A 22635-nucleotide genomic window follows, 5' to 3' on the forward strand; every position below is an offset into this window, starting at 1 on the left:
TATTAAAATTATCAATGCATCAGGAAAAAATATATCACACCTCCGACTCCCCTTCCCAATGCCATTGCACATATCAATCCAGCAATATATTTTGTTATTTTTAATCTACGGATAAATATCGGAAAAACATTTAGAATTTCTGCCAGTGCCATCGCCCAACACCCGACAAAAATCCCGATTAGCAGCCCTATCGGAATAAGCAAAATTTTGCCATAAGGAATCGGTATCGAATATACAAAAATAACATTCCCTATAATTCCTCCTAAAGCGGCACAGTCTTCATACAAATGAATTTTATTTCCTGTATGTGTCCGATCTGCAAAATCAGCGATGACACCTAATTCAACAATAAATCCAAACAGTCCTCCCGCTACTAATATTCCTGCGCTAAGACCGATTACTGCCATTAGAATTTGACGTATCAGCATCCAGTTCTTTCCCCTTTCTTGAAGCATTTTCTACAAGGGTTGTCTGTATTTCATTTTCATAAGTTCGCATCTGTACCTCCAACGGTGTAGGGTCCACTGAAAACCTTTTCTTTCCAAAATGATTAAAAAACAATAGTATCCCTATCGTAAGTCCGATGGAATAACTTAGTTCTAAGATTGTAGATCCATGTGGTTTTATGCCTGTCATCAATTGATAGATTTGAGAAAATAATTTTCTAACTGATACATCATTGTTAAATGTCATGATTGCAAATGCCGCACCTGTAAATGTCAATACTGCGGTAAACCCGGTTTTGATCAGATGGCTTATCATCCCTGTTGATTTTTGCTCTTCGTAAGTTACGATAATATCTGTCTCGCCCAAATTTTGGACATCCATGTTCGGATATATTTCATGTATTAATTTTATAATTTTTAAAATAGATATGACTTTGCGCTGTCCCTCTTTCTCCTGCATTTTCATAACCTTAATCGTTTTAAGCCTCGGAATTACATTTTGATTACTACATTCCATAGACAAAATATCCCCCAGCGTTACCTCTGGCTTTGTCACTTCTATATTTTTATCACCCTTTATATATAGTGTTTCCTGCTTAACAGCCATTGCATTTCTCCTCAGAATTTACTAACATCTCTTCTGATTCGTAACGCTCAGCCTTCCCGGCAGCACTATAATAATAACAAACACCTGATATCACCGCAGCTATCAGCATAATTGTCAGGCATATTCTTATTTTTCTTCTTCCATCTTCCAAACTTTTCATCTCCATTTCATGTACTTTTATGATATGCTCTTTAGTATTTTCTCTTCTCTTTAAAATATACATAACTTGATCAAATGGCTTCTCTGATTCTATGTTCCAATTTTCCTTAAATTTTCCATAATCTTCTTCTCCATTCTGGAAACCTGTACCTGCGATATTCCTAATTCTTTTCCCACTTGTGACTGTGTCTTATCTTGAAAATACCTCATATAGATCAATGTGCGTTCTTCTTTTTCCAATGTCCCAAGCAACTGCTGCAACAACATGTGATCCAGTATCTTTTCTTCTCTGTGTTCTTTTTCTTCCAGCTTATCCATCAGCCGGATCTCATTTCCCTCTTTCTGATGTATTGGTTTATAAATGGATTCTACTTCACTTCCGGCCTCCAGTGCTTCTACTATTTCTTCTTTGTCTATCTGCATTTTTTCTGCAAGCTCTTCAATGGTTGGTTCCCGTCCCAATAAATCCAGTAATTTTTCTCTGGTTTGAAATATTTTATAAGATAATTCTTTCAGTGTACGACTTACTTTTATCATCCCGTCATCTCTCAAAAATCTCTTGATTTCCCCTGAAATCATCGGGATAATGTATTATAGTGGAAATTTTGAAATTTCCTTTATCCAATAGGGTAATTATCTTGAATAAGATATATGAAATTTTACACGCAAGAAGATATATCCCCTTGCGATGTATTAACTATAGAAATGTAATTTACTGTAGTGTCAAAAGATCATTATACTCAATTTCAACATAATCATTCGATATTTTAATCTTTTTGATATATTCACGTACAGTCTTCTGTCTTTCATTGAAAGACATGAACTCCCAGCTGTCAGCAACACTTTTGAATGCTTTAGCTCTTGCTGTCATATCTTTAGCTCTGGTGTTCTTTAATGTGTACTGTTCTATCTGTGTATTCAGATTTTCCAGTTCTTTATTGATCTCACCAATTGTCTCCAGCAGGACACTATTATTGGTATCGGATGCATATAAATTATACAGGGATTTCAGCTTACCTTCAAGAACTGATTTTCTCTGGTTCATAGCTTCAAATCCTTTTTGATTTTGCTGTTCTGATTTTTCCTCGATTACCTCATACTCCTTTGATAATTTCAGCATATCACTAACAACAACATCTTCAACTTCAGCTGCATCCAATTTTCCGTTCTGGCAATTTGGATTCTTAACCAAGTGCGGTTTACTATGGTCTAATGAGTAACAGTAAATCATCACTCTTCCACCGCTCCATTTTTGATAACGCATCTTTGCCCCACATAATCCACAATATATTAACCCAGTAAGTAAATACTGTGATTTATGAGAAGTTGCTCTCGTTCTTGTTTTTCGTAATTCCTGAACTTCATCAAACAGTTTTTTATCAACTATCGGCTCATGAAGACCATCAACGATTTCTTTATTATATTTGAGCTTTCCAATGTATGTCACTCTGGACAACATATCGGACACTTGCTTGTCTCCTTTTAAATCGAACATCTTTGCCAGTGCATACGTGGAATAGCCTTCCTTATATAATTCAAAAATCTTTCTGACTGTTTCTGCATCTTTATTTGGCACAAGAACGTCATCACCGTTATTATAGTCATAACCAAATGGTGGTTTCGTCCCTCTCCATTTTCCGGTTTTGATTCTCTCTGTAATTCCCATCTGTGTACGTTCACGAATGTTTTCACGTTCATACTGAGCAAATACAGATAAGATACCTACCATTGCTTTTCCATATGGTGTTGTTGTATCAAAGTTCTCATTTAAAGAAATAAATCCAACATCATTTGCTTCAAACACATCTTCAAGAAGATAAATCGTATCTTTCTGGCTTCTGGACAAACGATCAAGTTTAACAACTACAACTGATTCCACTTTGCCCTCTTGAATTTCTTTAATAAGACGTTTCATCTCCGGTCGATTCAAATTGCTTCCTGAATAGCCACCGTCAATATACAAATCATAATTATCAATCTCCTGATAATTACAATACTTTTCAAGCTTCTCCGTCTGAGCACCTACTGAATATCCTTCTTCAAACTGAAAATTTGTAGAAACTCTGATATACAATCCTGTTTTTTTATTATTTGAGGTATTCTTTCCAATTCTTATGTTTCTCACCTCGCTCTTTCCTCCTCTCACGTACACTATACCATCTTTTCAGAGAAATTTCAACTTATTTTATTTATTAAAGTAAGTTATATAAAATTTCTTCTTTCAGCTGCATCGACTTTAATATTATCAACTGCTCCCATCTCTTTATTCATCTGATATAAGATCTGACGAACTACCGGGGAATCCAATTTGAATCTTTCTAAATCTTTATCTTCGATCACATTACCATTTGCATCATATCTTCTTACAATTTTTAATGCCATCGCAATCCCTCCCTTTATAAATCATATTCAATCGTCTCTAAAAAATCACCAGAACCTCTCGTCCTGTATTGTCATTCTTTTGTGTTGTCTACATTTTATGACGTCGTTTTCTGTTGAATTGTCGAAAGCAGGAATATCATTTCTCGCTTTCGTTCATTCCCATTTGAATCCGTACCGCTTTCAGCACCCGATCCAGGCTCCACTTATTTACTCTTCCGCATTTCTCAATAATGCATTTTGTAGAAATGCTCATAACCTGTTCAGCCAATGCCAGGCTTCCTTTTCGAATCCCTGTCATATCGTATTTACTGATAAATACATGTGTTGGTAAATATCGCTTCTTATATATTCTTGATGTCAGCGGAACTACTGTAATGACTGAACTGTATGTATTGGCTTTATTATTGCTCACTACGATCACCGGTCTTACACCACCCTGAACAGATGTTGTAGGAAACATACCGAGATCTGCCCATAAAATATCTCCTCTGCGGATTGTCATTTGTCCTCTCTCCAATCTATTATTTTTATTTGTAAAGCATCCATAGCGCTATATTGGCTCCACAGGAATACGGCAGAGTTTCTTTCCCATAAGGAAAGCTCTGCCGCATAACCTCTATAGCCAATTTGATTATTAAACAGTGCTCGCTCGATTCTATTTATCCTCGATACCCCGAATCGTTACTCCTGCATATGCAGGAAGGGAATAATAACCTGCCCGAATGCATACTCCGGACCACAACCCAAAAACTCTCGTTTCCAGGCTCCAGCAGTTCATAGGTTTACCAGTTACAGACTTCTCAGGATCTGCAAGTGTATCGCATCTCATACATATCATCGCATCACCAGCCTGCCAGCTGGCTTCGGTCAGTGCTTTTTCGCAGCATTACAGACTGAACTAAAAATCTTGGTTTTGTCTTATAATCCTATAGCGGCATCTTCCTCGTGCTCTCTGCATGAAATGTCACGTCAGTTATTATTGGATATTCAGTTATCATGGTTCATTTTAGGAAGTCCTTTAACTTCCTCTAATTACTAAAGTCAAATGACTTTGGCAGATGCAAAAGATTTTGAAAAATTTTTTAAAAAAATTTATTCATATACATTTCACGCATCTTATTAAGAGTGGATTTCAGCTTGTATGACAGCATCTGTCTGGAAATCCCCATAATCTCCGCCATCTGTGTCTGTGTCTTGTTTTCAAAGAAAATGCCATAAATAATCATGCGTTCCTCTGAGTTCAGCTGATTGATCACTTTGTGAATATCCTGCTGTTCCATTTTTGTCAGTACACAGTGCTCCACATCGCAGTTCAGATCTGGAAAATCCTCAATCATGAAGCCTTCTCCATCAATGGACTGACCACTGTAAGGTACTTCTCTCAGCATCTTATCCACAACCTCACCCAGTTCGTTCTTAATCTCAACTTTTTTTGCCTTGCTGCTTCTATAAAAATTATTCATCGCATACGCAACTTCTTTTGTAATCTCGATCATTTCTCCATCAATATTTGCGTAATACTTTCCTTCATAAAAATATGGGTGTTCAATATACATATCCGTTCCTCCTGAATTTGAAATCTTGTTGCTCGTTTCAAATCCAGAAGGCGGACCTCTGTTTAGAATCATGCCTGCTCCGCCTTTATCCTGCCGGGATACGCCCGCAGTTATTGGCTGAGAAATTCAGGCACGAAAAAAAGCCCCAGTAGTTTTTTCTTAACTACTGAGGCTTTCGTCTCTTTCTTGTATTCAGTTATCTATGCCTTCTTTCATCAGCATAATCATTGTATCAGGATAAAGTTCACAAAGTATCCGCAATATGTTCCCATAAGTTCATATCATTATTGGAATCGTACATATTTCAGTATAAAAAGTTCACCGTGTTATTCTTCTACTTCTTTTCCATCTATATATAGTTGAAATTTATCAGGATTATTGACTACATCATAGTCCTTTCCATATTCTACAGGTCTGTATTCGGCTGTCATTACCGATTCCCCATCTTCAATATCCTCTTTCCATAAATAGATGTTCATATCAAGACTCGTCGCATATCCCCTGTCTGTGGAGAATTTTGTCGAATAAAAAGAATCATCCTTGTACATCTGCAAAAGCTCTCTTACAAACGCTTCTCTATCCTCAATATTTTTCCGGTTAGCAACCACGGTTAAATTTTCATCCCGATTTACGGAAAATGTTCCAACTACATCCGGTTCGCCTTCCTTATGACCAGATTCAGATTTCCCATAAATACTTCCTGCAGCAATTATCAAGATCACTGCTCCTGAAATCAATGCAATTATCTTTTTCTTCATATTTTTATTTTCCTTTTAGTTTTTTTACTGCGTAATTGATTACTTCTTCCGGTGTAGGTCTTTCTCCTTTAAGTGTCATTTTCTTCCATTCTTCCTGCACAGCCGGATCAGGATTATCAAATCCTGCATCTATGGCTATCTGCATTTCTCTGCGTACTTCTTCTGGTGTTGTGTTGTACTTTTCTGCAATCTTCTCATAAATAGTTTTTTCTCTCATTCATTTTCCTCCGATATATAACTGGATTTACAACTTGTTCTATAGAACCAATTTAGCATATTTCTATTATCATGAAAAGACACTTTACAACTTAAATCTGAATAAATGGTCAAAAAAAGAAGAGCTACTTGCTCTTCCCAGTTTGTCATATCACTCTTCCAATAATGTGTGAATTACTTTGATGATTTTTTTCTGTTCTTTGATTGGAAGTTTTTCAATTTTTTCTGTCAGTTCATTTGTAACACCTGTAACTGAATGTGCCACAACATCAATTAAAAGAGTATCTGCAGAAACATCTAACGCATTTGCAATTGCAACAAAGGTATCCAATTTTGTAACTTTCAAGCCTCTCTCTATTACACTCACATGCGTCGGGCTTAAATTTACTAATGCAGCCAGTTCCTCTTGTGTGAGATTTTTTGCTTCTCGTGCCGATTTGATTCGCTGTCCTACTGCTTTCAAATCCATCGTAACACCTCCTCCGGAACGAATAATCGTTCTGGATTTAGTATACTTGTGGATGTCTTCAATATACAGAATCGCAAAACCAAGTTCTAATTCTATAGAACTATATTTCAAGATTTTCTTTGCATTTTCGTAAAAAAGCGTTATGATTGAATCAGTTAAATCAAAGGAGGTATCAAATCATGAAATCACATAAATACTGGTCCTTAGGCGCACTTTTCTGTATGTTGGGATGCATTTATTCTGGAATCAAAAAAATCTATGACTGCACATAAATACTTTGCCTATTCTTCATTGCTTTGTATTGGCATGTCCATTTATTCCGGTCACAAACTGGTTTCTCCAAAGAAGAAAAAAATCACTGAATCAAATAATAGTGAGAATAGTTAAATGAAAATTTGACCTTTATTCATCAAAGACAAAGTTGCTGGAGAATATTTTTTCTCTCCAGCAACTTTCTTTATCTTTAAGCCATTGAAATACAATACTGTCCAATCAGCTTCGTCCAACTATTATATTTATTCTTTTCACACACCTTTCGGCAAATTTCATTTTCCATCAATACACAGAACATCTTATCATAATCAAATGCCCAAACAGCACCATTCACATGGTTTTCCACTGCTTTCTGATCTATGCTCTTTAAGCGTGTGACCATTTTTTCAATTTCTCCATTTCCCAAGTTACCGATATTTTTGCAGATAAACCGAAAGAAATTCAACGTTGCATATTCGTCATGCCAATGGAACTCTTCTGGATTGTTTTTAATTTTACTGGCTCGTTGCTGTTCTTTGATTATCTGATCAGCTACACCTTTCATCGAATCTTCGTATCTCATATTATTCACCTACTCTTCCTCTACGCCCAGTGACGGTTTAAATCTTTTATCCTTTGCCTGCGGTACCACGATCTCATAAAAATAAAATCCTAAATACCCAAGTGCCTGCTTCTTCATTTTATAAAATGAAGTCCTGCCTATTCCTAACTCCTGTTGTACTTCCACATCTGTCTTATTATAATGACTGCAAAAACAGGAATGAAGGATCTCACTGAGCATCACACCATTCGGTGCATAGAACTTAACCAGTGTCATTCCACGATAGATCATATCTGACAAGCCATAAATGATCATCAGGTTATTCATTTCCCGGTGCATCTTTGGCACATTCAGCTGATTGTTATAAATGCTCAGATAACTCAACGCATATGCCATATCTTCATTGATTTTCTCCTGGCACTCCATATCCAGTTCTTCTAACACAATCTGATTTTCCAAAATCAATTTCTGATAGCTTGTCATCAATTCTTTAATATCAGTATAATGTCTTTCAATCGTTACTTCCAAATAATCCTGTGCATGGCTTGCCATCTGGAAGGTAATCTCTTTCATTGATTTAATTGCATAATCTCTGTCTGTCATCAGTTTCAAAATCTCCTTATCATCATCACACTAACTGGCGGTCTTTCAGACCAGTTCGCTTTCCCCATGATTTTGATGGGAAGCAATTACTTACTACAACTTGCAGAAGCGGATATCCAAAAGGCATTGTGGGAGCTGCCTTTGCTGACCGGAATCCATCTTCTTATGTAAAACCTGCAGGAATAAAAAGGGAAAGTGACTATCCCTGCCGGTTAATAATCCAAATAATATCGTCTATACCAAGCTCTCCTTATGCTGTTTTTCTCTCCATAAACCATTTATCCACTTCGTAAAACAAGTGGCTTTCCTGCCCTTGTATCATACAGGTGTACATCATTCCTACACCGCCTGCCTTTCTGCTGGCGCATCGCTCGATTTTCAAAATTCTGTCAATGCTATACTTTCTTCCATCCTCCCATGTAAAAAATATGGGAACCAGCTGTCCGTTTTTCCGAAACTCTGCTACTACATCTACATATACTTTGTTCATGCCGACACCTCACTATAAAATCTCAATTGCTCTTGGCGATGCCGGGATTCTGCGGATATATCCATTTAACTCCAACTGCTTGATTCTGGAAAATGCTGATGATGTTGATTTCACCCCGATCAATTTTCCAAATTCCCGTATTGTCGGTGGATATCCATGTTCATTGGTATATCGTAAAATACACTGATAACTTTCTTCCTGTTTTCTGGTTAATGCTTTTTTCAAATCTATCCCTCCAATTACCCATGGAAATAACTATGTGGATGGATCGTGTGCGTACCAGCGTCTAAGTGGGATAAGACTTTATCCTGATACATTGCCGCTCGCTGTATACTGAAATAACCAAACCGTCGTCTGATCTCATCTACAGTACGATCCAGCTTCTCTAACTTTTCCTTTTTCTCCTGATTTCCAAATAAATCCAACTGCACGGGAATATCATCTAACACAAGATCCGCAGCTCGGATTCCCAGGCTTCTAATGGGATGTTCCCATTTGTAATTATCTTTAAATAGCTGAAATGCTGCAGTTACAATCTCGTTTGTAATATTCGTTGGCTGTCGTAAATGTATCTGTCTGGAAAAACTATACAATCGATTATCTCGAACTGTAATTTCTACTGTTTTGCATTTAAATCCATGTTTCCGCAATCGTGCAGCTACACTTTCTGCCAATGCTATTTGAATGATCCAGACATCCAGATCATTTTCCAGATCTCTCGGTGTTGTAGTGCTATTACCTATCGACTTTACTGGTGCTTCATATCCTTCCTTGCAAACCGGATCTTCATCCCAGCCATTTGCGAAAGCCCATAATACATTTCCTATTTTTCCAAAATGACTCTCTAACAACTTTTCGTCTGATTCCGCAAGTTGCCCGATTGTCCGGATTCCAAGTTTTTGCAATTTCTTATTTGTCTGTCTTCCGACATAAAGCAAATCTGACGCTGGAAGCTGCCATATCCTGTCTTTATAATTTTCTCGATTAAACTCTGTGATTGCATCCGGCTTTTTATAATCTGAACCAAGTTTCGCATAAATCTTATTCCAGGAAATTCCAATACTTACCGTTACACCCAGTTCGTATTTAATCCGATGGCTGATTTCTCTTGCAATCGTCATTCCGCTTCCTTTCAGATTTCTGCTGTCCGATACATCCAGCCAGGCTTCATCAATTCCATATGGCTCAATCTTGTCCGTATACTCCGAATAGATTTCTCTTGCCATCTTTGAAAATCTCAAATACAAATCCATCCGTGGTGGTACAAATATGATTTCCGGACAAATCTGTTTTGCCTGCCATAATGCCATTCCGGTCTTTACACCTTTTTGCTTTGCAATATAATTTGCTGTCAGCACAATCCCATGTCTGGCTTCCGGATCGCCACCGACTGCCAGCGGCATTCCGGCAAATTCCGGATGATGCAGCATTTCTACACTGGCATAAAAACAGTTCATATCACTATGCAGGATCACACGCTCACTCAAACTTTTCACCTCCCAGCTGTTTCCTTCAACATGATGTCTTATCAATTTTTGTATGTTTAGTATATATCGACATTCCGGAGATAGTCAAGTAACATCTTGGTTGTATTTTCTCCATTTTGGAGATTATTGTTGATTTTATTTCTAACATACGGTATAATGCATATAGAAAATTCAAATAGAAATGAGGCGAACAAATGCGTGATTTCGGGGAAATATTAGCAGAAAATAGAAAAAAGAAAGGATACTCTCAATCAGATCTGGTAGACCTGCTTTCTCAGGAAGGTATTCAGGTCACTACAAAAGCAATCTCCAAATGGGAGACCAATGCACGAGAACCAGCTTTACATGTTTTCCTGACACTTTGCCAGTTACTTGATATCGAAGATATATATGAATCCTTCTTTGGAGAAAACCCATATAACATTATGAGTGGATTGAATGAAGAAGGCAGAAATAAATTGATTGAATTTGCTGATATTTTGAAAGCTTCTAAAAAGTTTTCTCCACTGTCTGCAAAAATTATCCCATTCCATCATCCTGTAGAAATTACCTGGGAACCAGTTTCTGCTGGTACTGGAAATTACCTGGAGGATTCTGTAAAAGAAACCTATGATGTAGGACACCTTGCTCCTGAGCAGACTGACTTTGGTGTACGGATTTCCGGTGACAGTATGGAGCCACTTTATCATACAGACGATGTTGCATGGATTCAGAAAAAAGATTCTCTTGCTAATGGTGAAATTGGAATCTTCTATCTCAACGGCAATACTTACATCAAGGAATTACACGATGAGCCAGATGGTGTTTATCTGATTTCTTTAAATCAAAAATATCGTCCTATCCAGGTTTTGGAATCTGACTCTTTTAAGATTTTTGGAAAAGTAATCGGGAAATGCAAAGGTGCAGAAATTCCGGGATTTCATTAGACTTCAACAGCAGGTTCATGATCCTGCTGATAACAATAAGCAAAGGAAGTGATTGAATGGCAATCAATAATACACTAAAAGATATTCGTGAAGAACGGAATCTCATTCAAGCAGATTTGGCTGAAGCCATAGGTTCCTGCAGCCAGACTATAGGCCGCATCGAACGTGGAGAACGTAATCCCTCTCTTGAGATTGCAATCCGGCTGGCACATTACCTGAAAGTGCCTGTAGAAGATATTTTTCAGGTTGAAGACTGAAACACAGCTGCCAGAAAACCGAGGAGTAAAATCCCCGGTTTTCCTTTTGCTCAAAAATCAGTGTAATCCTTTTACGAAATCCGCTGCGTTTTTCATATCTTCTTCATTCGGATGGTCTTTAGCAATACCTCCAACCAGTTTAAATGGTCCGAATGTGTCATACCCTTTACAACCAAATTTTCCAACCACACTGGCATGTCTTTTATCCAAAATCTGCTCTATGGTTTTATAATTCGCACTCCCGCCATAAGTACAGATCAGAAATATCTTTTTGTCGTCCGGTAGATTCTTCTCTGCAAATTCCAATATCGACTGATGAAACTTTGAAAAATAGATTCCTGATGCAAACCCAATCATATCATAACTGCTCAGGTCTGCATCTGGCTGTTTCACAGCATCAATCAAATCCACCTGACATTCTTCTGCGATCCTCTTTACTAATTTTTCTGTATTTCCATGATGCACAGATGCGTATACTATCGCTGTTCTCATTTTTCTTCCTTTCCGTCTGCTCCGTCAATCAGGTCATAGCTCATATCCAAAAAGTCCAATATCTTCGCTTCACTGACTGAACCATCCAGTAAAATCGTGATCCAGTGCTGTTTATCCATATGGTATCCTGGTAAAAATCCATAAGTCTGAATAATCATGCTGGTCATTTCTGGATTGCACTTTACATCCATAATGTCAACCAGATCATTTCCCTCTAATCCCAGTTTCGATTTTTCAACCGTCATGATCACTGCATACCATTTTCCATTTTTATGTCGAAGTACTGCACTGTCCGATAGTTTACTCCATAAATATTCCGGCATTGTGCCATACTGTTTCTGCACATATTCAAAAATTTCTTCTTTCTTCACAATCTATTCAACTCCTGATTTTTCTGATATCCTGCCCATAATCATACCACATTTTCGTATCCCATACTACCTGCCAAATTCTTTTGCATTTTTCCGGTTCTCCTGACTTTAACTAATAGAGGGGTAAAACAGCAAGGACAGGAAGTGAGGATACACTTCCGGGAAATCCCAATTTAGGGAACCCTGCCCTAAATTGAAAAAAACGCTGAAAGCAACGATACTACTGCCCTCTCAGAAAGGAGAACCCGCCAATGGCTGAAAGAAAGAGAAACAAAGAAATCCATTTCTATGTCACCGAAGAAGAACGAAAGCTAATCCGCAGGAAGATGATAGAATCAAAGACAAAAAACATGGGAGCTTATCTGCGCAAAATGGCAATCGACGGTTACATCGTCAACACAGATACCACTCCACTTAAGAAACAGTATGAGGAAATGCACAAGATTGGTGTAAATATCAACCAGATTGCAAAAAAGGTAAATACCACCGGAGATCTATATCCAGAAGAAATGCAAGAATTGAAAGAGATGGTGAAAGAATTATGGCGTATCTTAAGATCTTCCCCATTAAAGTAACAGACAAGAAAGCTCTGGACTACATCACGAATCCAGATAAAACAGATGAAAAACTGTTAGTTTCCAGTTTTGGCTGTTCCCCGGAAACTGCGGATTTGGAATTTGCTCTCACCAGAGAAGCAGCAAAAAAGAACGTAATGGACAAAGGCGATAACCTGGCATTTCATCTGATCCAGTCATTTAAACCTGGAGAAGTTAATGCCGAAACTGCCCATCGCTTAGGTCAACAATTTGCTGACGAAGTGCTGAAAGGAAAATATGAGTACGTGATCAGCACACACGTTGACAAAAATCATATTCACAATCATATCATCTTCAACGCTGCAAGCTTTGTTGATCATCACAAGTATGTTTCCAATAAGCGGAGCTACCACAAACTCTGCAGAATCAGTAATCGTATCTGCCATGAAAATGGACTTGTCACCAGTATGCCAACCGGAGAAAAAGGTAAAAGCTATAAAGAGAACATGGAATACCATCGTGGCACCAGCTGGAAAGCCAAACTGCGTGTCGCAGTTGATAAAGCAATCTGGACTTCCATCAACTATGAGGAATTCCTACAAAAGATGCAGTTAGCAGGATATGAAGTTCGACAGGGAAAACATTTATCCTTCCGTGCACCGGAGCAGAAAAACTTTACTTATATAAAATCTCTTGGAAACTATTATTCAGAAGAAAATGTCCGCATCCGTCTGGCTAAAAATCGTAACAAAGTAAAAACTCCAAGGCATCTGTCCAGAGAAGCTCGCCTGTATATCAATATTTCCACCTATGTAACAACAGGCAATCGTGAAGGATTTGAACGATGGGCAAAACTCAATAACCTGAAAGAAGCGGCTCGTACCTTCAACTATCTTTCTGAAAATAACCTGCTGAATTATGAAGATTTCCAGCAGCATGTTTCTGACATTGAAGCTTCTGTTAAAGCTGCCGATCAGAAGATAGTGGAAATCAGCAATGAACTGACTACACAGAAAGTCATCCAGAAACACTGTGATTCTTACCGTCTCTGCCGTAAAGTGATTGAAGATTGCAAATTTTCTAAAAATCCAAAAGCATACCGGACCAAGCATCAGACAGAATACCAGCTCCACGATTCACTAAAAAAAGAGCTTCAGGATCTCGGTGTCACCAAAATCCCAAGCTCTAATAAAATCCAGAAGCGGATTGAAAATCTTGAATCTGAACAGGATGCTACTGTCCGGGAAAAACAGGAATTGCAGAAAAAGCAGAAAACCCTAGAGATCATTCAGCAAAATTTCACTGCACTGCTCGATGCTCCTGAGATCAGTTCTGACTTACTTCAGGCAAAACGGGAATCTGTTTCTGTCACAAGAGATAAATGAAATTGCACTGACAACCCAATTATTCTCTTCCACATCATCCCAAGGTTTCAGCCCCATTTCCTCCCAGGTGACACCATACGGTGCACCTCAGGAGGTATAACCGGCAATAACGAAAAATCTGTCATCTTTCAAGATTTCTTCTTTAGCCAGATTATCTCTTGTTTCTTTTTTCTGTTTTGCTCGCCTCTGCTGCTTCTTTTGTTTCGCAATCCTTCTTTCTTTAATACGCCTACTGCGTGACTGATACTGGGTTTGCTAAATCCCATGTGCCGGGCAAGGTCAATAGAACGCAACATACCACTTTTCTTTTGTAATACAAGTATAGCTTCCAAATAATCTTCTCCGGATACATGAAGTTTCATAATCGCCTCCTTTACTGAACCAATTTCCAGCCCGTTGTTTTATGACGAATATTGATAAAATCCGCATAAATACCAGATTGCATTTTCAATTGTTCGTGCGTTCCACGCTGTGTAATTTTTCCATCTGCAATTACTACAATCTGATCCGCATTTTTGACTGTTTTCAAGCGATGGGCAATCGTAATAACCGTTTTACTTTCTGTCAAACTTTCAATGGCTGCCTGTAAATCGGATTCATTTTCAGGATCAACACTGGAAGTTGCCTCATCCAAAATAACGATAGGTGCGTCTTTCAAAATCGCTCTGGCAATGGAAATACGCTGTTTTTCACCACCAGAAAGAGTTGCACCACTTTCACCAATCACAGTATCATAACCTTTGGGCAGTGCCATGATAAAATCATGGCAACAAGCTTTCTTAGCAACCCGGACAACCTCATCGTGACTGGCATCCGGCTTTCCAAAACGGATATTATTTTCAATCGTATCAGCAAATAAATAAACATTCTGAAAGACAATGCTGAAATTAGAAAGCAATTTATCTAACGTATAATCTCGTATATCCGTACCGCCTAAAGTAATACTTCCAGACTGTACATCCCAAAATCGTGCAATTAAACTACACAATGTTGTTTTTCCACTTCCTGATGGTCCGACTATTGCTAGCGTTGTTCTGCTTGGAACGGAAAGATTAATACATCGGAAAATTTGATGTTCACCATATGAGAAGCTAACATCCTTTAATTCAATATCCATATTTGGAGGCGTTATATTTTGTCCCGACAAATCCATAATCGGCGTTTCATCAATCTCATTTATTTTATCAATCGAGCTTTCAATGAGACGAAGCGCAAATGATTTACCGCCCGCTTTTTCTAATTCACTAAAAATCAAAAATGAAGCCACACACATCAATAGGCAATACACAAGTGTCATACTGCCTTGCAAATAAAACAAAATAGAACAGAACATAATAGATACACTTATTAATCTTAACACAAACTGTTGTGCAGCACCATAAGGAATAAAAACAGTTTCCAGTTTTGTATTACGAACCCTGCTTTCTTCTATGGCCTGTTTCATTTTTTGATTGGAGTTACCACCAAGATTAAATGATTTTACAATATTCATTCCTTGTATGTACTCTAATGTAGCACCAACCAAATCTTCCTGTGCACGTTGCCTTTCCAGCGATATTTTCTGTGATTTTTTCTGCATCATTGAATTGCATACTAAAAATAGAAGAATTCCCAAGCAACATAAAGAACCTATGCGCCAGTCAAAGAAAAACATCACGATAGTAATAACAACTACATGAACAAATCCGTGAACAACTGTAATTAAAACAGACGGTGCGTTATTTTCCACATCTCCAATTGTTGTAGTAACAGCCGAAGTCAGCTTTCCAAGACTATGATCGTTAAAATACCCCATCGGCATATATTTCATGCGATCACCCACATGAATCCGCTTTTCCGCACACATATAATAACCAACCTTCGTTTGCGAAAAATCAGAAATATAACTGCAATAAATTTTCCCCAATATGCCGATAATCAGAAGTAATAACGTAAATACTATTATTTGCAATGTCATTCCTTCCGTTAAACCAATTAAAATCAAAAAAAGCGCAGCAATCTGAAACATATCAAAAATGGAGTGCAACAGACTGAAAGCAACAGATTTCTTTAATACTCCCTGCCAATTTCCTGCAAAGTCATATATTTTTCTCAATGCGGTAAGCATCTGTCTGCACCTCCTTCATCACGGCTACCAATATGAGCCATCCACATTTGTTTATATAGTGGGCAAACCTCAAGCAACTCCTCATGTGTTCCAGTCGCTTCTATCCGACCGTCATTTACCACAACAAGCTGGTCTGCCCCTGTTACAGTGTAAAGACGATGTGCAACCATAATCAACATTTTCCCTCGAACCAAATTTGAAATTGCATCCTGCACTAAACTCTCATTTTCAGGGTCAAGGTAAGCGGTCGCTTCGTCAAAAATTACAATCGGTGCATTCTTGAGCATTGCCCGCGCAATCGCTACTCGTTGCCGTTCTCCGCCTGACAAATGTCCTCCTGCACTGCCAACAACTGTTTCATAGCCATGCTCCAGCTCTACAATAAAATCGTGACAACCGCATTTTTTGGCTGCTTCCTCTACTTCATCATCTGTTGCCGTAAGACGACCCATTCGGATATTTTCACGCACACTCACATCAAATAAGTAATTATCCTGTGAAACATAAGATACATACGATGTGAGTTGTGAAAGCGGCATTTGCCGAATGTCCTTGCCACCCAACGTGATTTTGCCTGATGTCACTTCCCAAAAACCAGTAATAAGTTTCGTAATGGTGGATTTTCCGGAACCTGACGGTCCCACAATCGCAGTCATAGTGTTAGGGCGAAATATAAGATTAACATGACTCAAAACAGGCTCTTCCACATTTTCATCATAGGAAAAAGAAACATCCTGAAATTTTATCGTTAAATCCTGTATGTCGGTCTGTATAGAAGGGCGCTTCATTTCGGGAGCCGACAGCAAACTACATACAGCGCCTATTATCGTTCCTAGCTGCGCTACACTATCCGTAAATTTGATTGCCGCTAAAATTGGCCCAACAATTCCAAGTGATAAAATCATCACGGTTAAAAAAACAGGAGCAGAAAGGATTCCTGCTTTGTAAAGGATTCCTCCGACCGGTAAAATAGCAATCCACACACTTGGCCAGATGGTATTGCTCATCGACATAAAAAGCTGTGTGTCCTTCATCCAGCCAACCGCATAATCGGCGTTATCTTTCACAGAATCAGAGTATCTTTCATAAGAATTTGCAGATTGATTAAATGCTTTTATTACCTCAATCCCATTCACATACTCAACGACTGTTGTATTCATTTTCTTAACTCGTTTTATAAGCCCAGAAAACCGTTCCTCATAATTTTTTGCCATTCCCATATAACAGAAAAATCCTATGGGCAACGTAACTAGTGATAAAAGAGCCATACGCCAGTCTAGAACAAAAAGATAAACAAGCATACATACTGGCACAAACAAATTAGATGTCATTTCAGGAACTAAATGCGCAAGAATCGGCTCCATACTTTCCACCCTATCCACAATCGTGTCTTTAAAACTACCCGATGATTGATCCAAGATATAGCCCATCGGAACCCGTGACAGCTTATCTATAATCTGCATTCGAATCTCTTTCAATGTATAAAATGTTGCCGTATGTGATACAGCAGTTGAAAGATTCGCAAAAATAATTTTCAAAGAAAATCCGAGCAACACCATCATGCACCAAAAGGCATAAATAGACATCTCCCTTATACCTTCCAGCAGATAAAGCATAATTCTGGCAATTGCAAAATACGGAATCATACCAGAAGCAACGCCCAAAATAGCAAGCAGAATTGACAGCACAAACTGATTTTTATGCGCACGCATAAAACCTAATAACTGTTTTGCAATTTCTGATTTATTCATTTTCCTTACCTCCCATGTAGAATCTGTTGTCACAAGCCATATCACACAGTAAATCATCATGAGTTATAATGATAATGGTTTTTCCTTTCTGGGCAAGGAATGTTACCCATTTTGAGAGACTTAGTACACCTTCTCCATCCATTCCACTTGTAGGTTCATCTAAGATAATTATATCGGCATCCGAGCAATATGCGGCAGCTATTGTTACTCTCTGTTTTTCGCCACCAGACAAAGACGCTGGATGCCGATCCTTTAATGCGGTCAGATGAAAGGCATCCAACGCATCATAGGCACGATTTCTCAAATCCTCTGTTACCTTTTTACCTAATACCAGCTCATTCCCGACACTATCCGCATAAATCTGATAATCCGCGTCCTGCATAACAAGATAACTGGATGCACGACGCTCTGCGCAAGATAATACCTGATTTTCTCTTTTTATTGTTCCGACCTTTTGTTTTAACAGTCCACACAAAATTTTGCAAAACGTAGTTTTCCCTATTCCATTTCTGCCAAGAATGGCAGTAACAGTCCCGGCAGGAAAGCAGCAAGACAAGTCTTCAATTCCCCACACAGCTTTTTTATACCGAAAAGAAATTCCCTCCACAGTCAAATCTTTATCAGCAGATAAAATCTGTCGATGCGGTCTTTGTACATATTCAGCCAAATCCGGATGTCGGATGCCCCACTCAATCAAATCACTACAAGTAAGCCGTTCAAACTGGGCTTTTGTCCATTTATTTACCAATCTGCCGGCATCAATATGCAAATATACATCCGCAATAGATAAAAACTGATGCAGACGATGTTCACTGATAATAATGGTTGTACCATTCTGCTTTATCTCTCCCAAAATTTCAAGCAAGATTTTAATTCCGCCCCGATCCAAATTAGAAATTGGCTCATCCAATATCAATACAGGCGGAGCGAATACAGTGGCGGCAGCAATCGCCACACGTTGCTTCTGCCCACTGGATAATTCATTGACTTTTTTCTCCAACAGGGACTCTATTTCAAGTCTCTTCGCGCACTCCATAACCTGCGGTAATATTCGTTCGGGAGACAACCCAATGTTTTCAGCAGAAAATGCAATTTCATCAAGTACCTTTCCCATAAAAAACTGGCTTCGAGGGTCTTGAAAGACTACTCCCAGTGTTGCAACCCTTTCTTCCGGTGTGAAACTGCTGGGAAAACCATTATTTACTATAACACGGCCTTTTAACTGCCCTTCGTAAAATCCAGGAACTAACCCGCTAATCAGGTGGAGAATAGTACTTTTTCCAGCTCCAGAACGTCCGCACAGGACAGCGCACTGACCCTTTTCAATTTTAAAAGAAATATCTTCTACCCCGGTCAGGAGCATTCCCGCATCTTCCCGTCCATAATGAAAGGAAACGCTTTCTAACTCAACCAAGTTCTCACCCCCAACATAACACCAATGCAACCTAACACAAATCCCAAAATTGTCAAAATGTCCCTGTAAGTAAAACCAATATTGTATATGCAGGAACGGGGATTAGATGAATCCAATCCCCGCAGCTCCGCAGATGCCCCAAGTTCAGTAGATAATTTCAAACATCGAACCGTCAAGGGAACGAAAAAACATTCATATGCCATAATAGGATTCTTTAGGATACTCCACCAAGTAGGGAAAATACCCCTTGCACGTATTCCGTTCCTGATAGATAACATTTCTTTTTCTATAACTGGAAAAAAACGAATCAATATACACAACATTACCAATACATTCTTAGGAACATGTATTCGCTGAAAACTATACATCATGCGGCTCGGATTTGCATACAGAATCGGTGCAGCCACCATCGTCAGCGGTATAGCACGTGCAAATGTGCAAATAACAACATACATAATCCCCATAATAGGAGCCGTCAAATAAGCTAACAACAACATAATAATATATGTCATAATAAAGCCTGGAGCTTTCTCCCAATATCCTGCTACACACATATACAAGGCGCATAGAACCACTAGACCATGTATTTCCGCGTTGCTTTGAAATACAAACCAAAACAGAGTAGCACTGATTAAAACAATTAAGTGTGTTCTAATGTCCAGTTTTTCCATTGATTACACCAGTTTTGCCTTTTTAATATGCTTTTTCAAGAAATAGCAGCCAATCAAATAACCAACAATGGCAAATACTATCGTTATAACACTAATGAGCGCAACCATAGCGGGCGAACCATAATATACAAGCGTTTCAAGTCCTTCTTCCGTATAAGAATCGGCTAGACTTGCAAGATATTGATCTTTGAACAGATAAAGCGGAATTGCACTACCAACAGCATACAGAACCCAGTACACAATATAACCAATTCCATTTCTAATCGGATTCTTATATGTATTCTCGCCCAACATAAGCAACTCACAAATCACACCAACAATTAGTTCAACAATCAGAAACCAACCAGAACCAAAAAGCAACATCATAAGACCAGAAAATAATGCGGTTACAAAGAGAGTTCCTGTTTTTGCTACTTTGTTTGACATAACAACATACAAAGGAGCGCAAAAGAGTGCCATGACTCCAACATATGCCAGATAGTTAAATGCCGGTGTCGCAACCATCATAATAACCATCTTAACTACAACCATAACAACAAGGATTGCCACATTAAATATGGCCAAAGTAATAATGTCTTTCATTTTTAATTTGTTTCCCATGACAAATTTCCTCCTAAAAAATAGTGCGGTCAGTCCTCACTAACCGCAATTAGAATACAACATAATCTCGTTTTTTTCCTTCCCAAACAGCCAAATTCTATCCAAAAAGCCATTTATTTGTTTTTTGCCCGATACGCTCTCGGAGAAACACCTATCACTTCTTTGAACGCAGTCGAGAATTTGTTTGGATTCTCATAGCCAAATTCCCCAGCAAGCTCTGTAATGGACATATCTGTTGTCGTTAAAAGTTTTGTTGCGACCTGCATTTTGTATTCTCGTCTAAAGGCATGCACCGGTTTTCCATAAACAGCCTTAAAACAATCTTTCAACATAGTAAGACTTAATCCGTATTGCTCGGCAAGTTCTGGCAAAGAAATTTTTCTATCCAACTGTTCCATCAAAGCCGATTTCAACGCCTTTACTTTTGCAATTGTCTCGCCAGAATAGTATGCAGAGGTTTCAATATTATCCTGCGTTGATAAATTAGACAACAAAAAGAATATCTCCAGTGCTTTCAAACGCAAATAACCAAGATTACCTCTATAGGTACAATCACAAATTTCTTCAAATACATGTAATAATTCAGGGGGCGTTTTCATTACTACACAGCATTGTTCGTAACAAAATTTCTGAATAAGTCCAGCGAAATCAATCTCAAGCCCAATAACCGGAGCATGAAAACAGTCCCCTATGATGTCGGTATTGATAATAAGGGCCACCCCTTCATAAATTCCCGTAGGAAATATAGGCTCATTTCTTTGTGAGTTTATGATGCTCACAGCAAGGTCATTCTCACCTAAATATGTCATAAATCCTCGCTTATATTCACATTCGTATCGCCCCGATCTACAATATGCAATTTCAATTATATGAGGAAGTGAATTTTTTCGTTGAAAGCAGGAATTAGCATAAAAAGTCGTATAAGCCAAATCAATGCCCTGAAAAAGATGGTAACAATCCATTGTACCATCCGGTGTATTGCAGTCAATTTGATATTTCGTCACATTTTGAGTCTTTTCAAGAACAACTACACCCGAATCAAAAAGTCCATAATTTTCTTCGATTTTTTCATACATAATATAAAGCACTCCATCATTTTCACAGTCAAAAGTTAGTGGTATCTAATCGTAAGTATATATTATTTATCTATCGAAGTCAATTTATCAACAATGTGAACTTCCGAAAATAAATCCCCTAAATGTAGGATTTCCCCCAAACAACCAGGCTAAATTCACCTGTCGTGCCTATTTATAGACTTATTCAGTCCTGTTTTACTCATCCTCTGATGTCTCTCCTGAGGTAATAAATGTCAGGATCTCTCCATAAGAACGGCTGCTGTTTTTCATCGCTTTTAACAGTTCATCTCTCTGATATGCCATTCTTATATCGTACAGTTTTTTTAATTCATCAACCGCTTTTTCATGTGCTTCTTTCGTTTTTGCAACCTTTGCTTCTGCCTGTTCAATCTTGTATTCCAGGGTCTGTTCGCTGCTTCTTCTCATTCTTGCCATATCTTTTTTATCCTATGTTTTTCTTACTTGCTCTGTAGGATTTTTCGATTTCTTTCGCTTAATGCCGTACATTACCTTCGTTTAAACCAAAGGCATCCAGTATGGTTTTCTGGGTTGCGGTGACAGCATGCTCCAGACGATAAACGCCGTCAAGCTGACGTATCATTACTATCTTTTCCAGTTCTTTTAATGCTGCTGGAACTGTTAGATAGTTCGGTCTTTTCAACATTTTTTCGCTTTTTTCTTTTAATGCTAATAGATCCTGCTTCGCAGAATCAGGGCAATAAACTGGATAAATACCTTTAATGACAATGCTTCATCACTATATACTCGCATGCTTTTATTTCCAAGATAAGATTTGTCACTGCGGAACAGTTTTTCTGATGCATCTCTGCTTTTATATAACGCAATTGCTTCCCGTGCGTCATATTTTCTGATGAAACAATGGCAAAATATCCTGCCGGAGACAGTTCCTTTTCTACTGCTGAAGCGTTCTCTTCTGCAAGCTTCAGCGTCTTCCTATCCTTTTCAAAATTCAGGTAAAAATACTTCATGATCTCTGGCCCAAATGCTACACATTCTTTCCCAACACATCCGTCTAGATATTTTTTCAGCCGGCGTATCTTC

Annotated in this window: 33 protein-coding genes and 1 pseudogene; 6 read left to right on the forward strand and 28 right to left on the reverse strand. The window is 38.3% G+C overall.

Features of this window, described 5'->3' with window-relative positions; translation table 11 throughout:
- Positions 1–11: 11 nt before the first annotated feature.
- From H8S40_RS10685 to H8S40_RS10740, 11 genes are all read right to left on the reverse strand, one after another.
- The gene (locus H8S40_RS10685) at positions 12–428 is read right to left on the reverse strand and encodes a stage V sporulation protein AB (protein WP_118689030.1); all 417 of its coding nucleotides are present in this window, start codon (positions 426–428) and stop codon (positions 12–14) included.
- A complete protein-coding gene (locus H8S40_RS10690; RefSeq protein WP_186865244.1) occupies positions 388–1053 on the reverse strand; it encodes a stage V sporulation protein AA in 666 nt (221 codons plus the stop codon). Before H8S40_RS10690 ends, H8S40_RS10685 begins: the two co-directional genes overlap by 41 nt.
- The gene (locus H8S40_RS10695) at positions 1043–1219 is read right to left on the reverse strand and encodes a hypothetical protein (RefSeq protein ID WP_172696967.1); all 177 of its coding nucleotides are present in this window, start codon (positions 1217–1219) and stop codon (positions 1043–1045) included. Before H8S40_RS10695 ends, H8S40_RS10690 begins: the two co-directional genes overlap by 11 nt.
- 83 nt (positions 1220–1302) lie before the next feature.
- Positions 1303–1791 carry a sigma-70 family RNA polymerase sigma factor gene (locus H8S40_RS10700; RefSeq protein WP_366482467.1) on the reverse strand — a complete coding sequence of 163 codons (489 nt, stop codon included), beginning with the start codon at positions 1789–1791 and terminating at the stop codon, positions 1303–1305.
- A gap of 133 nt (positions 1792–1924) precedes the next feature.
- Positions 1925–3337 carry a recombinase family protein gene (locus H8S40_RS10705; protein ID WP_055057334.1) on the reverse strand — a complete coding sequence of 471 codons (1413 nt, stop codon included), beginning with the start codon at positions 3335–3337 and terminating at the stop codon, positions 1925–1927.
- A 77-nt stretch (positions 3338–3414) separates the two neighbouring features.
- Positions 3415–3594: a hypothetical protein gene (locus tag H8S40_RS10710; RefSeq protein ID WP_008688169.1), complete on the reverse strand. Its 180-nt coding sequence runs from the start codon at positions 3592–3594 to the stop codon at positions 3415–3417.
- 136 nt (positions 3595–3730) lie between these two features.
- Positions 3731–4096, reverse strand: coding sequence for a type II toxin-antitoxin system PemK/MazF family toxin (locus H8S40_RS10715; RefSeq protein WP_055057333.1), 366 nt, complete (start codon positions 4094–4096; stop codon positions 3731–3733).
- 580 nt (positions 4097–4676) lie between these two features.
- Complete coding sequence (locus H8S40_RS10725) at positions 4677–5150, reverse strand: sigma factor-like helix-turn-helix DNA-binding protein (protein ID WP_172677496.1); 474 nt, start codon at positions 5148–5150, stop codon at positions 4677–4679.
- Positions 5151–5476: 326 nt separating this feature from the next.
- The gene (locus H8S40_RS10730; protein ID WP_024720748.1) at positions 5477–5908 is read right to left on the reverse strand and encodes a hypothetical protein; all 432 of its coding nucleotides are present in this window, start codon (positions 5906–5908) and stop codon (positions 5477–5479) included.
- A 4-nt stretch (positions 5909–5912) separates the two neighbouring features.
- Complete coding sequence (locus H8S40_RS10735) at positions 5913–6125, reverse strand: sporulation initiation factor Spo0A C-terminal domain-containing protein (protein WP_024720749.1); 213 nt, start codon at positions 6123–6125, stop codon at positions 5913–5915.
- Between the two features lie 150 nt (positions 6126–6275).
- Positions 6276–6593 carry a helix-turn-helix domain-containing protein gene (locus H8S40_RS10740; protein ID WP_008688152.1) on the reverse strand — a complete coding sequence of 106 codons (318 nt, stop codon included), beginning with the start codon at positions 6591–6593 and terminating at the stop codon, positions 6276–6278.
- A gap of 179 nt (positions 6594–6772) precedes the next feature.
- Between H8S40_RS10740 and H8S40_RS16545 the strand changes: the two genes are divergently transcribed.
- Positions 6773–6865 (forward strand): DUF6219 family protein, encoded by a 93-nt coding sequence (locus H8S40_RS16545; protein ID WP_436286249.1) that lies wholly within the window; start codon positions 6773–6775, stop codon positions 6863–6865.
- Complete coding sequence (locus tag H8S40_RS16615) at positions 6852–6980, forward strand: DUF6219 family protein (RefSeq protein WP_494545937.1); 129 nt, start codon at positions 6852–6854, stop codon at positions 6978–6980. Before H8S40_RS16545 ends, H8S40_RS16615 begins: the two co-directional genes overlap by 14 nt.
- Before the next feature lie 76 nt (positions 6981–7056).
- Here the strand turns inward: H8S40_RS16615 and H8S40_RS10745 are convergent, their stop codons facing one another.
- The 5 genes from H8S40_RS10745 to dinB form a co-directional block, all read right to left on the reverse strand.
- Complete coding sequence (locus H8S40_RS10745) at positions 7057–7437, reverse strand: hypothetical protein (protein WP_436286250.1); 381 nt, start codon at positions 7435–7437, stop codon at positions 7057–7059.
- Positions 7438–8010, reverse strand: coding sequence for an ArpU family phage packaging/lysis transcriptional regulator (locus H8S40_RS10750; protein ID WP_008688147.1), 573 nt, complete (start codon positions 8008–8010; stop codon positions 7438–7440).
- Positions 8011–8260: 250 nt separating this feature from the next.
- Complete coding sequence (locus H8S40_RS10755) at positions 8261–8500, reverse strand: hypothetical protein (RefSeq protein WP_024720751.1); 240 nt, start codon at positions 8498–8500, stop codon at positions 8261–8263.
- A gap of 12 nt (positions 8501–8512) precedes the next feature.
- Positions 8513–8725 carry a LexA family protein gene (locus tag H8S40_RS10760; protein WP_024720752.1) on the reverse strand — a complete coding sequence of 71 codons (213 nt, stop codon included), beginning with the start codon at positions 8723–8725 and terminating at the stop codon, positions 8513–8515.
- Positions 8726–8739: 14 nt separating this feature from the next.
- Entirely contained in the window at positions 8740–9987 is a 1248-nt protein-coding gene (gene dinB, locus H8S40_RS10765) for a DNA polymerase IV (protein ID WP_024728258.1), read from the reverse strand.
- A gap of 194 nt (positions 9988–10181) precedes the next feature.
- Between dinB and H8S40_RS10770 the strand changes: the two genes are divergently transcribed.
- Positions 10182–10913 (forward strand): helix-turn-helix domain-containing protein, encoded by a 732-nt coding sequence (locus tag H8S40_RS10770; protein WP_024720754.1) that lies wholly within the window; start codon positions 10182–10184, stop codon positions 10911–10913.
- Between the two features lie 56 nt (positions 10914–10969).
- Positions 10970–11170 (forward strand): helix-turn-helix transcriptional regulator, encoded by a 201-nt coding sequence (locus H8S40_RS10775; RefSeq protein ID WP_005344265.1) that lies wholly within the window; start codon positions 10970–10972, stop codon positions 11168–11170.
- Positions 11171–11227: 57 nt separating this feature from the next.
- On the opposite strand, the gene H8S40_RS10780 is transcribed toward H8S40_RS10775, so the two are convergent.
- A complete protein-coding gene (locus H8S40_RS10780; protein ID WP_024720755.1) occupies positions 11228–11662 on the reverse strand; it encodes a flavodoxin family protein in 435 nt (144 codons plus the stop codon).
- Positions 11659–12033: an MmcQ/YjbR family DNA-binding protein gene (locus tag H8S40_RS10785; protein WP_024720756.1), complete on the reverse strand. Its 375-nt coding sequence runs from the start codon at positions 12031–12033 to the stop codon at positions 11659–11661. Before H8S40_RS10785 ends, H8S40_RS10780 begins: the two co-directional genes overlap by 4 nt.
- Positions 12034–12284: 251 nt before the next feature.
- Between H8S40_RS10785 and H8S40_RS10790 the strand changes: the two genes are divergently transcribed.
- Together H8S40_RS10790 and H8S40_RS10795 are read left to right on the forward strand one after the other, a co-directional pair.
- Positions 12285–12608, forward strand: coding sequence for a MobC family plasmid mobilization relaxosome protein (locus H8S40_RS10790; RefSeq protein WP_161286424.1), 324 nt, complete (start codon positions 12285–12287; stop codon positions 12606–12608).
- On the forward strand, positions 12575–13954 hold the full coding sequence (locus H8S40_RS10795; protein ID WP_186582087.1) for a relaxase/mobilization nuclease domain-containing protein: 1380 nt from the start codon (positions 12575–12577) through the stop codon (positions 13952–13954). Before H8S40_RS10790 ends, H8S40_RS10795 begins: the two co-directional genes overlap by 34 nt.
- A gap of 209 nt (positions 13955–14163) precedes the next feature.
- Here H8S40_RS10795 and H8S40_RS10800 read toward each other — a convergent pair.
- The 10 genes and pseudogenes from H8S40_RS10800 to H8S40_RS10845 all read right to left on the reverse strand — a co-directional run.
- Positions 14164–14316, reverse strand: a pseudogene (locus H8S40_RS10800) (helix-turn-helix domain-containing protein); the annotation flags it as partial.
- A gap of 11 nt (positions 14317–14327) precedes the next feature.
- Positions 14328–16061: an ABC transporter ATP-binding protein gene (locus tag H8S40_RS10805; protein ID WP_186582088.1), complete on the reverse strand. Its 1734-nt coding sequence runs from the start codon at positions 16059–16061 to the stop codon at positions 14328–14330.
- Positions 16046–17812, reverse strand: coding sequence for an ABC transporter ATP-binding protein (locus tag H8S40_RS10810; protein WP_161286428.1), 1767 nt, complete (start codon positions 17810–17812; stop codon positions 16046–16048). Before H8S40_RS10810 ends, H8S40_RS10805 begins: the two co-directional genes overlap by 16 nt.
- Positions 17805–19226 carry an ABC transporter ATP-binding protein gene (locus tag H8S40_RS10815; RefSeq protein WP_161286429.1) on the reverse strand — a complete coding sequence of 474 codons (1422 nt, stop codon included), beginning with the start codon at positions 19224–19226 and terminating at the stop codon, positions 17805–17807. The genes H8S40_RS10810 and H8S40_RS10815 overlap by 8 nt, the downstream gene beginning before the upstream one ends.
- Positions 19214–19897 carry an energy-coupling factor transporter transmembrane component T family protein gene (locus tag H8S40_RS10820; protein WP_186582089.1) on the reverse strand — a complete coding sequence of 228 codons (684 nt, stop codon included), beginning with the start codon at positions 19895–19897 and terminating at the stop codon, positions 19214–19216. Before H8S40_RS10820 ends, H8S40_RS10815 begins: the two co-directional genes overlap by 13 nt.
- 3 nt (positions 19898–19900) lie before the next feature.
- Positions 19901–20497 carry an MptD family putative ECF transporter S component gene (locus H8S40_RS10825; protein ID WP_161286433.1) on the reverse strand — a complete coding sequence of 199 codons (597 nt, stop codon included), beginning with the start codon at positions 20495–20497 and terminating at the stop codon, positions 19901–19903.
- Positions 20498–20610: 113 nt separating this feature from the next.
- On the reverse strand, positions 20611–21573 hold the full coding sequence (locus tag H8S40_RS10830; protein WP_186582090.1) for a helix-turn-helix domain-containing protein: 963 nt from the start codon (positions 21571–21573) through the stop codon (positions 20611–20613).
- A 195-nt stretch (positions 21574–21768) separates the two neighbouring features.
- Entirely contained in the window at positions 21769–22008 is a 240-nt protein-coding gene (locus H8S40_RS10835) for an ErpK protein (protein WP_186582091.1), read from the reverse strand.
- A 58-nt stretch (positions 22009–22066) separates the two neighbouring features.
- Positions 22067–22234, reverse strand: a complete 168-nt coding sequence (locus H8S40_RS10840) for a hypothetical protein (RefSeq protein WP_186865245.1) — start codon at positions 22232–22234, stop codon at positions 22067–22069.
- A gap of 76 nt (positions 22235–22310) precedes the next feature.
- Complete coding sequence (locus H8S40_RS10845; protein ID WP_186582092.1) at positions 22311–22562, reverse strand: hypothetical protein; 252 nt, start codon at positions 22560–22562, stop codon at positions 22311–22313.
- Positions 22563–22635 lie beyond the last annotated feature (73 nt).

Source organism: Ruminococcus hominis, from assembly GCF_014287355.1.
Taxonomy (GTDB): Bacteria; Bacillota; Clostridia; order Lachnospirales; family Lachnospiraceae; genus Schaedlerella; species Schaedlerella hominis.

Excerpts from the sequence above, each read along its gene's own strand:
- H8S40_RS10820 (WP_186582089.1), bottom strand. The coding sequence starts at position 19,897 with ATGGAAAAACTGGACATTAGAACACACTTAATTGTTTTAATCAGTGCT.
- H8S40_RS10695 (WP_172696967.1), bottom strand. The coding sequence starts at position 1,219 with ATGGAGATGAAAAGTTTGGAAGATGGAAGAAGAAAAATAAGAATATGC.
- H8S40_RS10700 (WP_366482467.1), bottom strand. The coding sequence starts at position 1,791 with ATGATTTCAGGGGAAATCAAGAGATTTTTGAGAGATGACGGGATGATA.
- H8S40_RS10710 (WP_008688169.1), bottom strand. The coding sequence starts at position 3,594 with ATGGCATTAAAAATTGTAAGAAGATATGATGCAAATGGTAATGTGATC.
- H8S40_RS10740 (WP_008688152.1), bottom strand. The coding sequence starts at position 6,593 with ATGGATTTGAAAGCAGTAGGACAGCGAATCAAATCGGCACGAGAAGCA.
- H8S40_RS10725 (WP_172677496.1), bottom strand. The coding sequence starts at position 5,150 with ATGTATATTGAACACCCATATTTTTATGAAGGAAAGTATTACGCAAAT.
- H8S40_RS10780 (WP_024720755.1), bottom strand. The coding sequence starts at position 11,662 with ATGAGAACAGCGATAGTATACGCATCTGTGCATCATGGAAATACAGAA.
- H8S40_RS10795 (WP_186582087.1), top strand. The coding sequence starts at position 12,575 with ATGGCGTATCTTAAGATCTTCCCCATTAAAGTAACAGACAAGAAAGCT.
- H8S40_RS10750 (WP_008688147.1), bottom strand. The coding sequence starts at position 8,010 with ATGACAGACAGAGATTATGCAATTAAATCAATGAAAGAGATTACCTTC.
- H8S40_RS10735 (WP_024720749.1), bottom strand. The coding sequence starts at position 6,125 with ATGAGAGAAAAAACTATTTATGAGAAGATTGCAGAAAAGTACAACACA.
- H8S40_RS10830 (WP_186582090.1), bottom strand. The coding sequence starts at position 21,573 with ATGTATGAAAAAATCGAAGAAAATTATGGACTTTTTGATTCGGGTGTA.
- H8S40_RS10715 (WP_055057333.1), bottom strand. The coding sequence starts at position 4,096 with ATGACAATCCGCAGAGGAGATATTTTATGGGCAGATCTCGGTATGTTT.
- H8S40_RS10805 (WP_186582088.1), bottom strand. The coding sequence starts at position 16,061 with ATGCTTACCGCATTGAGAAAAATATATGACTTTGCAGGAAATTGGCAG.
- H8S40_RS10755 (WP_024720751.1), bottom strand. The coding sequence starts at position 8,500 with ATGAACAAAGTATATGTAGATGTAGTAGCAGAGTTTCGGAAAAACGGA.
- H8S40_RS10690 (WP_186865244.1), bottom strand. The coding sequence starts at position 1,053 with ATGGCTGTTAAGCAGGAAACACTATATATAAAGGGTGATAAAAATATA.
- H8S40_RS10835 (WP_186582091.1), bottom strand. The coding sequence starts at position 22,008 with ATGGCAAGAATGAGAAGAAGCAGCGAACAGACCCTGGAATACAAGATT.
- H8S40_RS16545 (WP_436286249.1), top strand. The coding sequence starts at position 6,773 with ATGAAATCACATAAATACTGGTCCTTAGGCGCACTTTTCTGTATGTTG.
- H8S40_RS10730 (WP_024720748.1), bottom strand. The coding sequence starts at position 5,908 with ATGAAGAAAAAGATAATTGCATTGATTTCAGGAGCAGTGATCTTGATA.
- H8S40_RS10845 (WP_186582092.1), bottom strand. The coding sequence starts at position 22,562 with ATGAAGTATTTTTACCTGAATTTTGAAAAGGATAGGAAGACGCTGAAG.
- H8S40_RS16615 (WP_494545937.1), top strand. The coding sequence starts at position 6,852 with ATGACTGCACATAAATACTTTGCCTATTCTTCATTGCTTTGTATTGGC.
- H8S40_RS10825 (WP_161286433.1), bottom strand. The coding sequence starts at position 20,497 with ATGGGAAACAAATTAAAAATGAAAGACATTATTACTTTGGCCATATTT.
- H8S40_RS10770 (WP_024720754.1), top strand. The coding sequence starts at position 10,182 with ATGCGTGATTTCGGGGAAATATTAGCAGAAAATAGAAAAAAGAAAGGA.
- H8S40_RS10790 (WP_161286424.1), top strand. The coding sequence starts at position 12,285 with ATGGCTGAAAGAAAGAGAAACAAAGAAATCCATTTCTATGTCACCGAA.
- H8S40_RS10775 (WP_005344265.1), top strand. The coding sequence starts at position 10,970 with ATGGCAATCAATAATACACTAAAAGATATTCGTGAAGAACGGAATCTC.
- H8S40_RS10685 (WP_118689030.1), bottom strand. The coding sequence starts at position 428 with ATGCTGATACGTCAAATTCTAATGGCAGTAATCGGTCTTAGCGCAGGA.
- H8S40_RS10810 (WP_161286428.1), bottom strand. The coding sequence starts at position 17,812 with ATGAATAAATCAGAAATTGCAAAACAGTTATTAGGTTTTATGCGTGCG.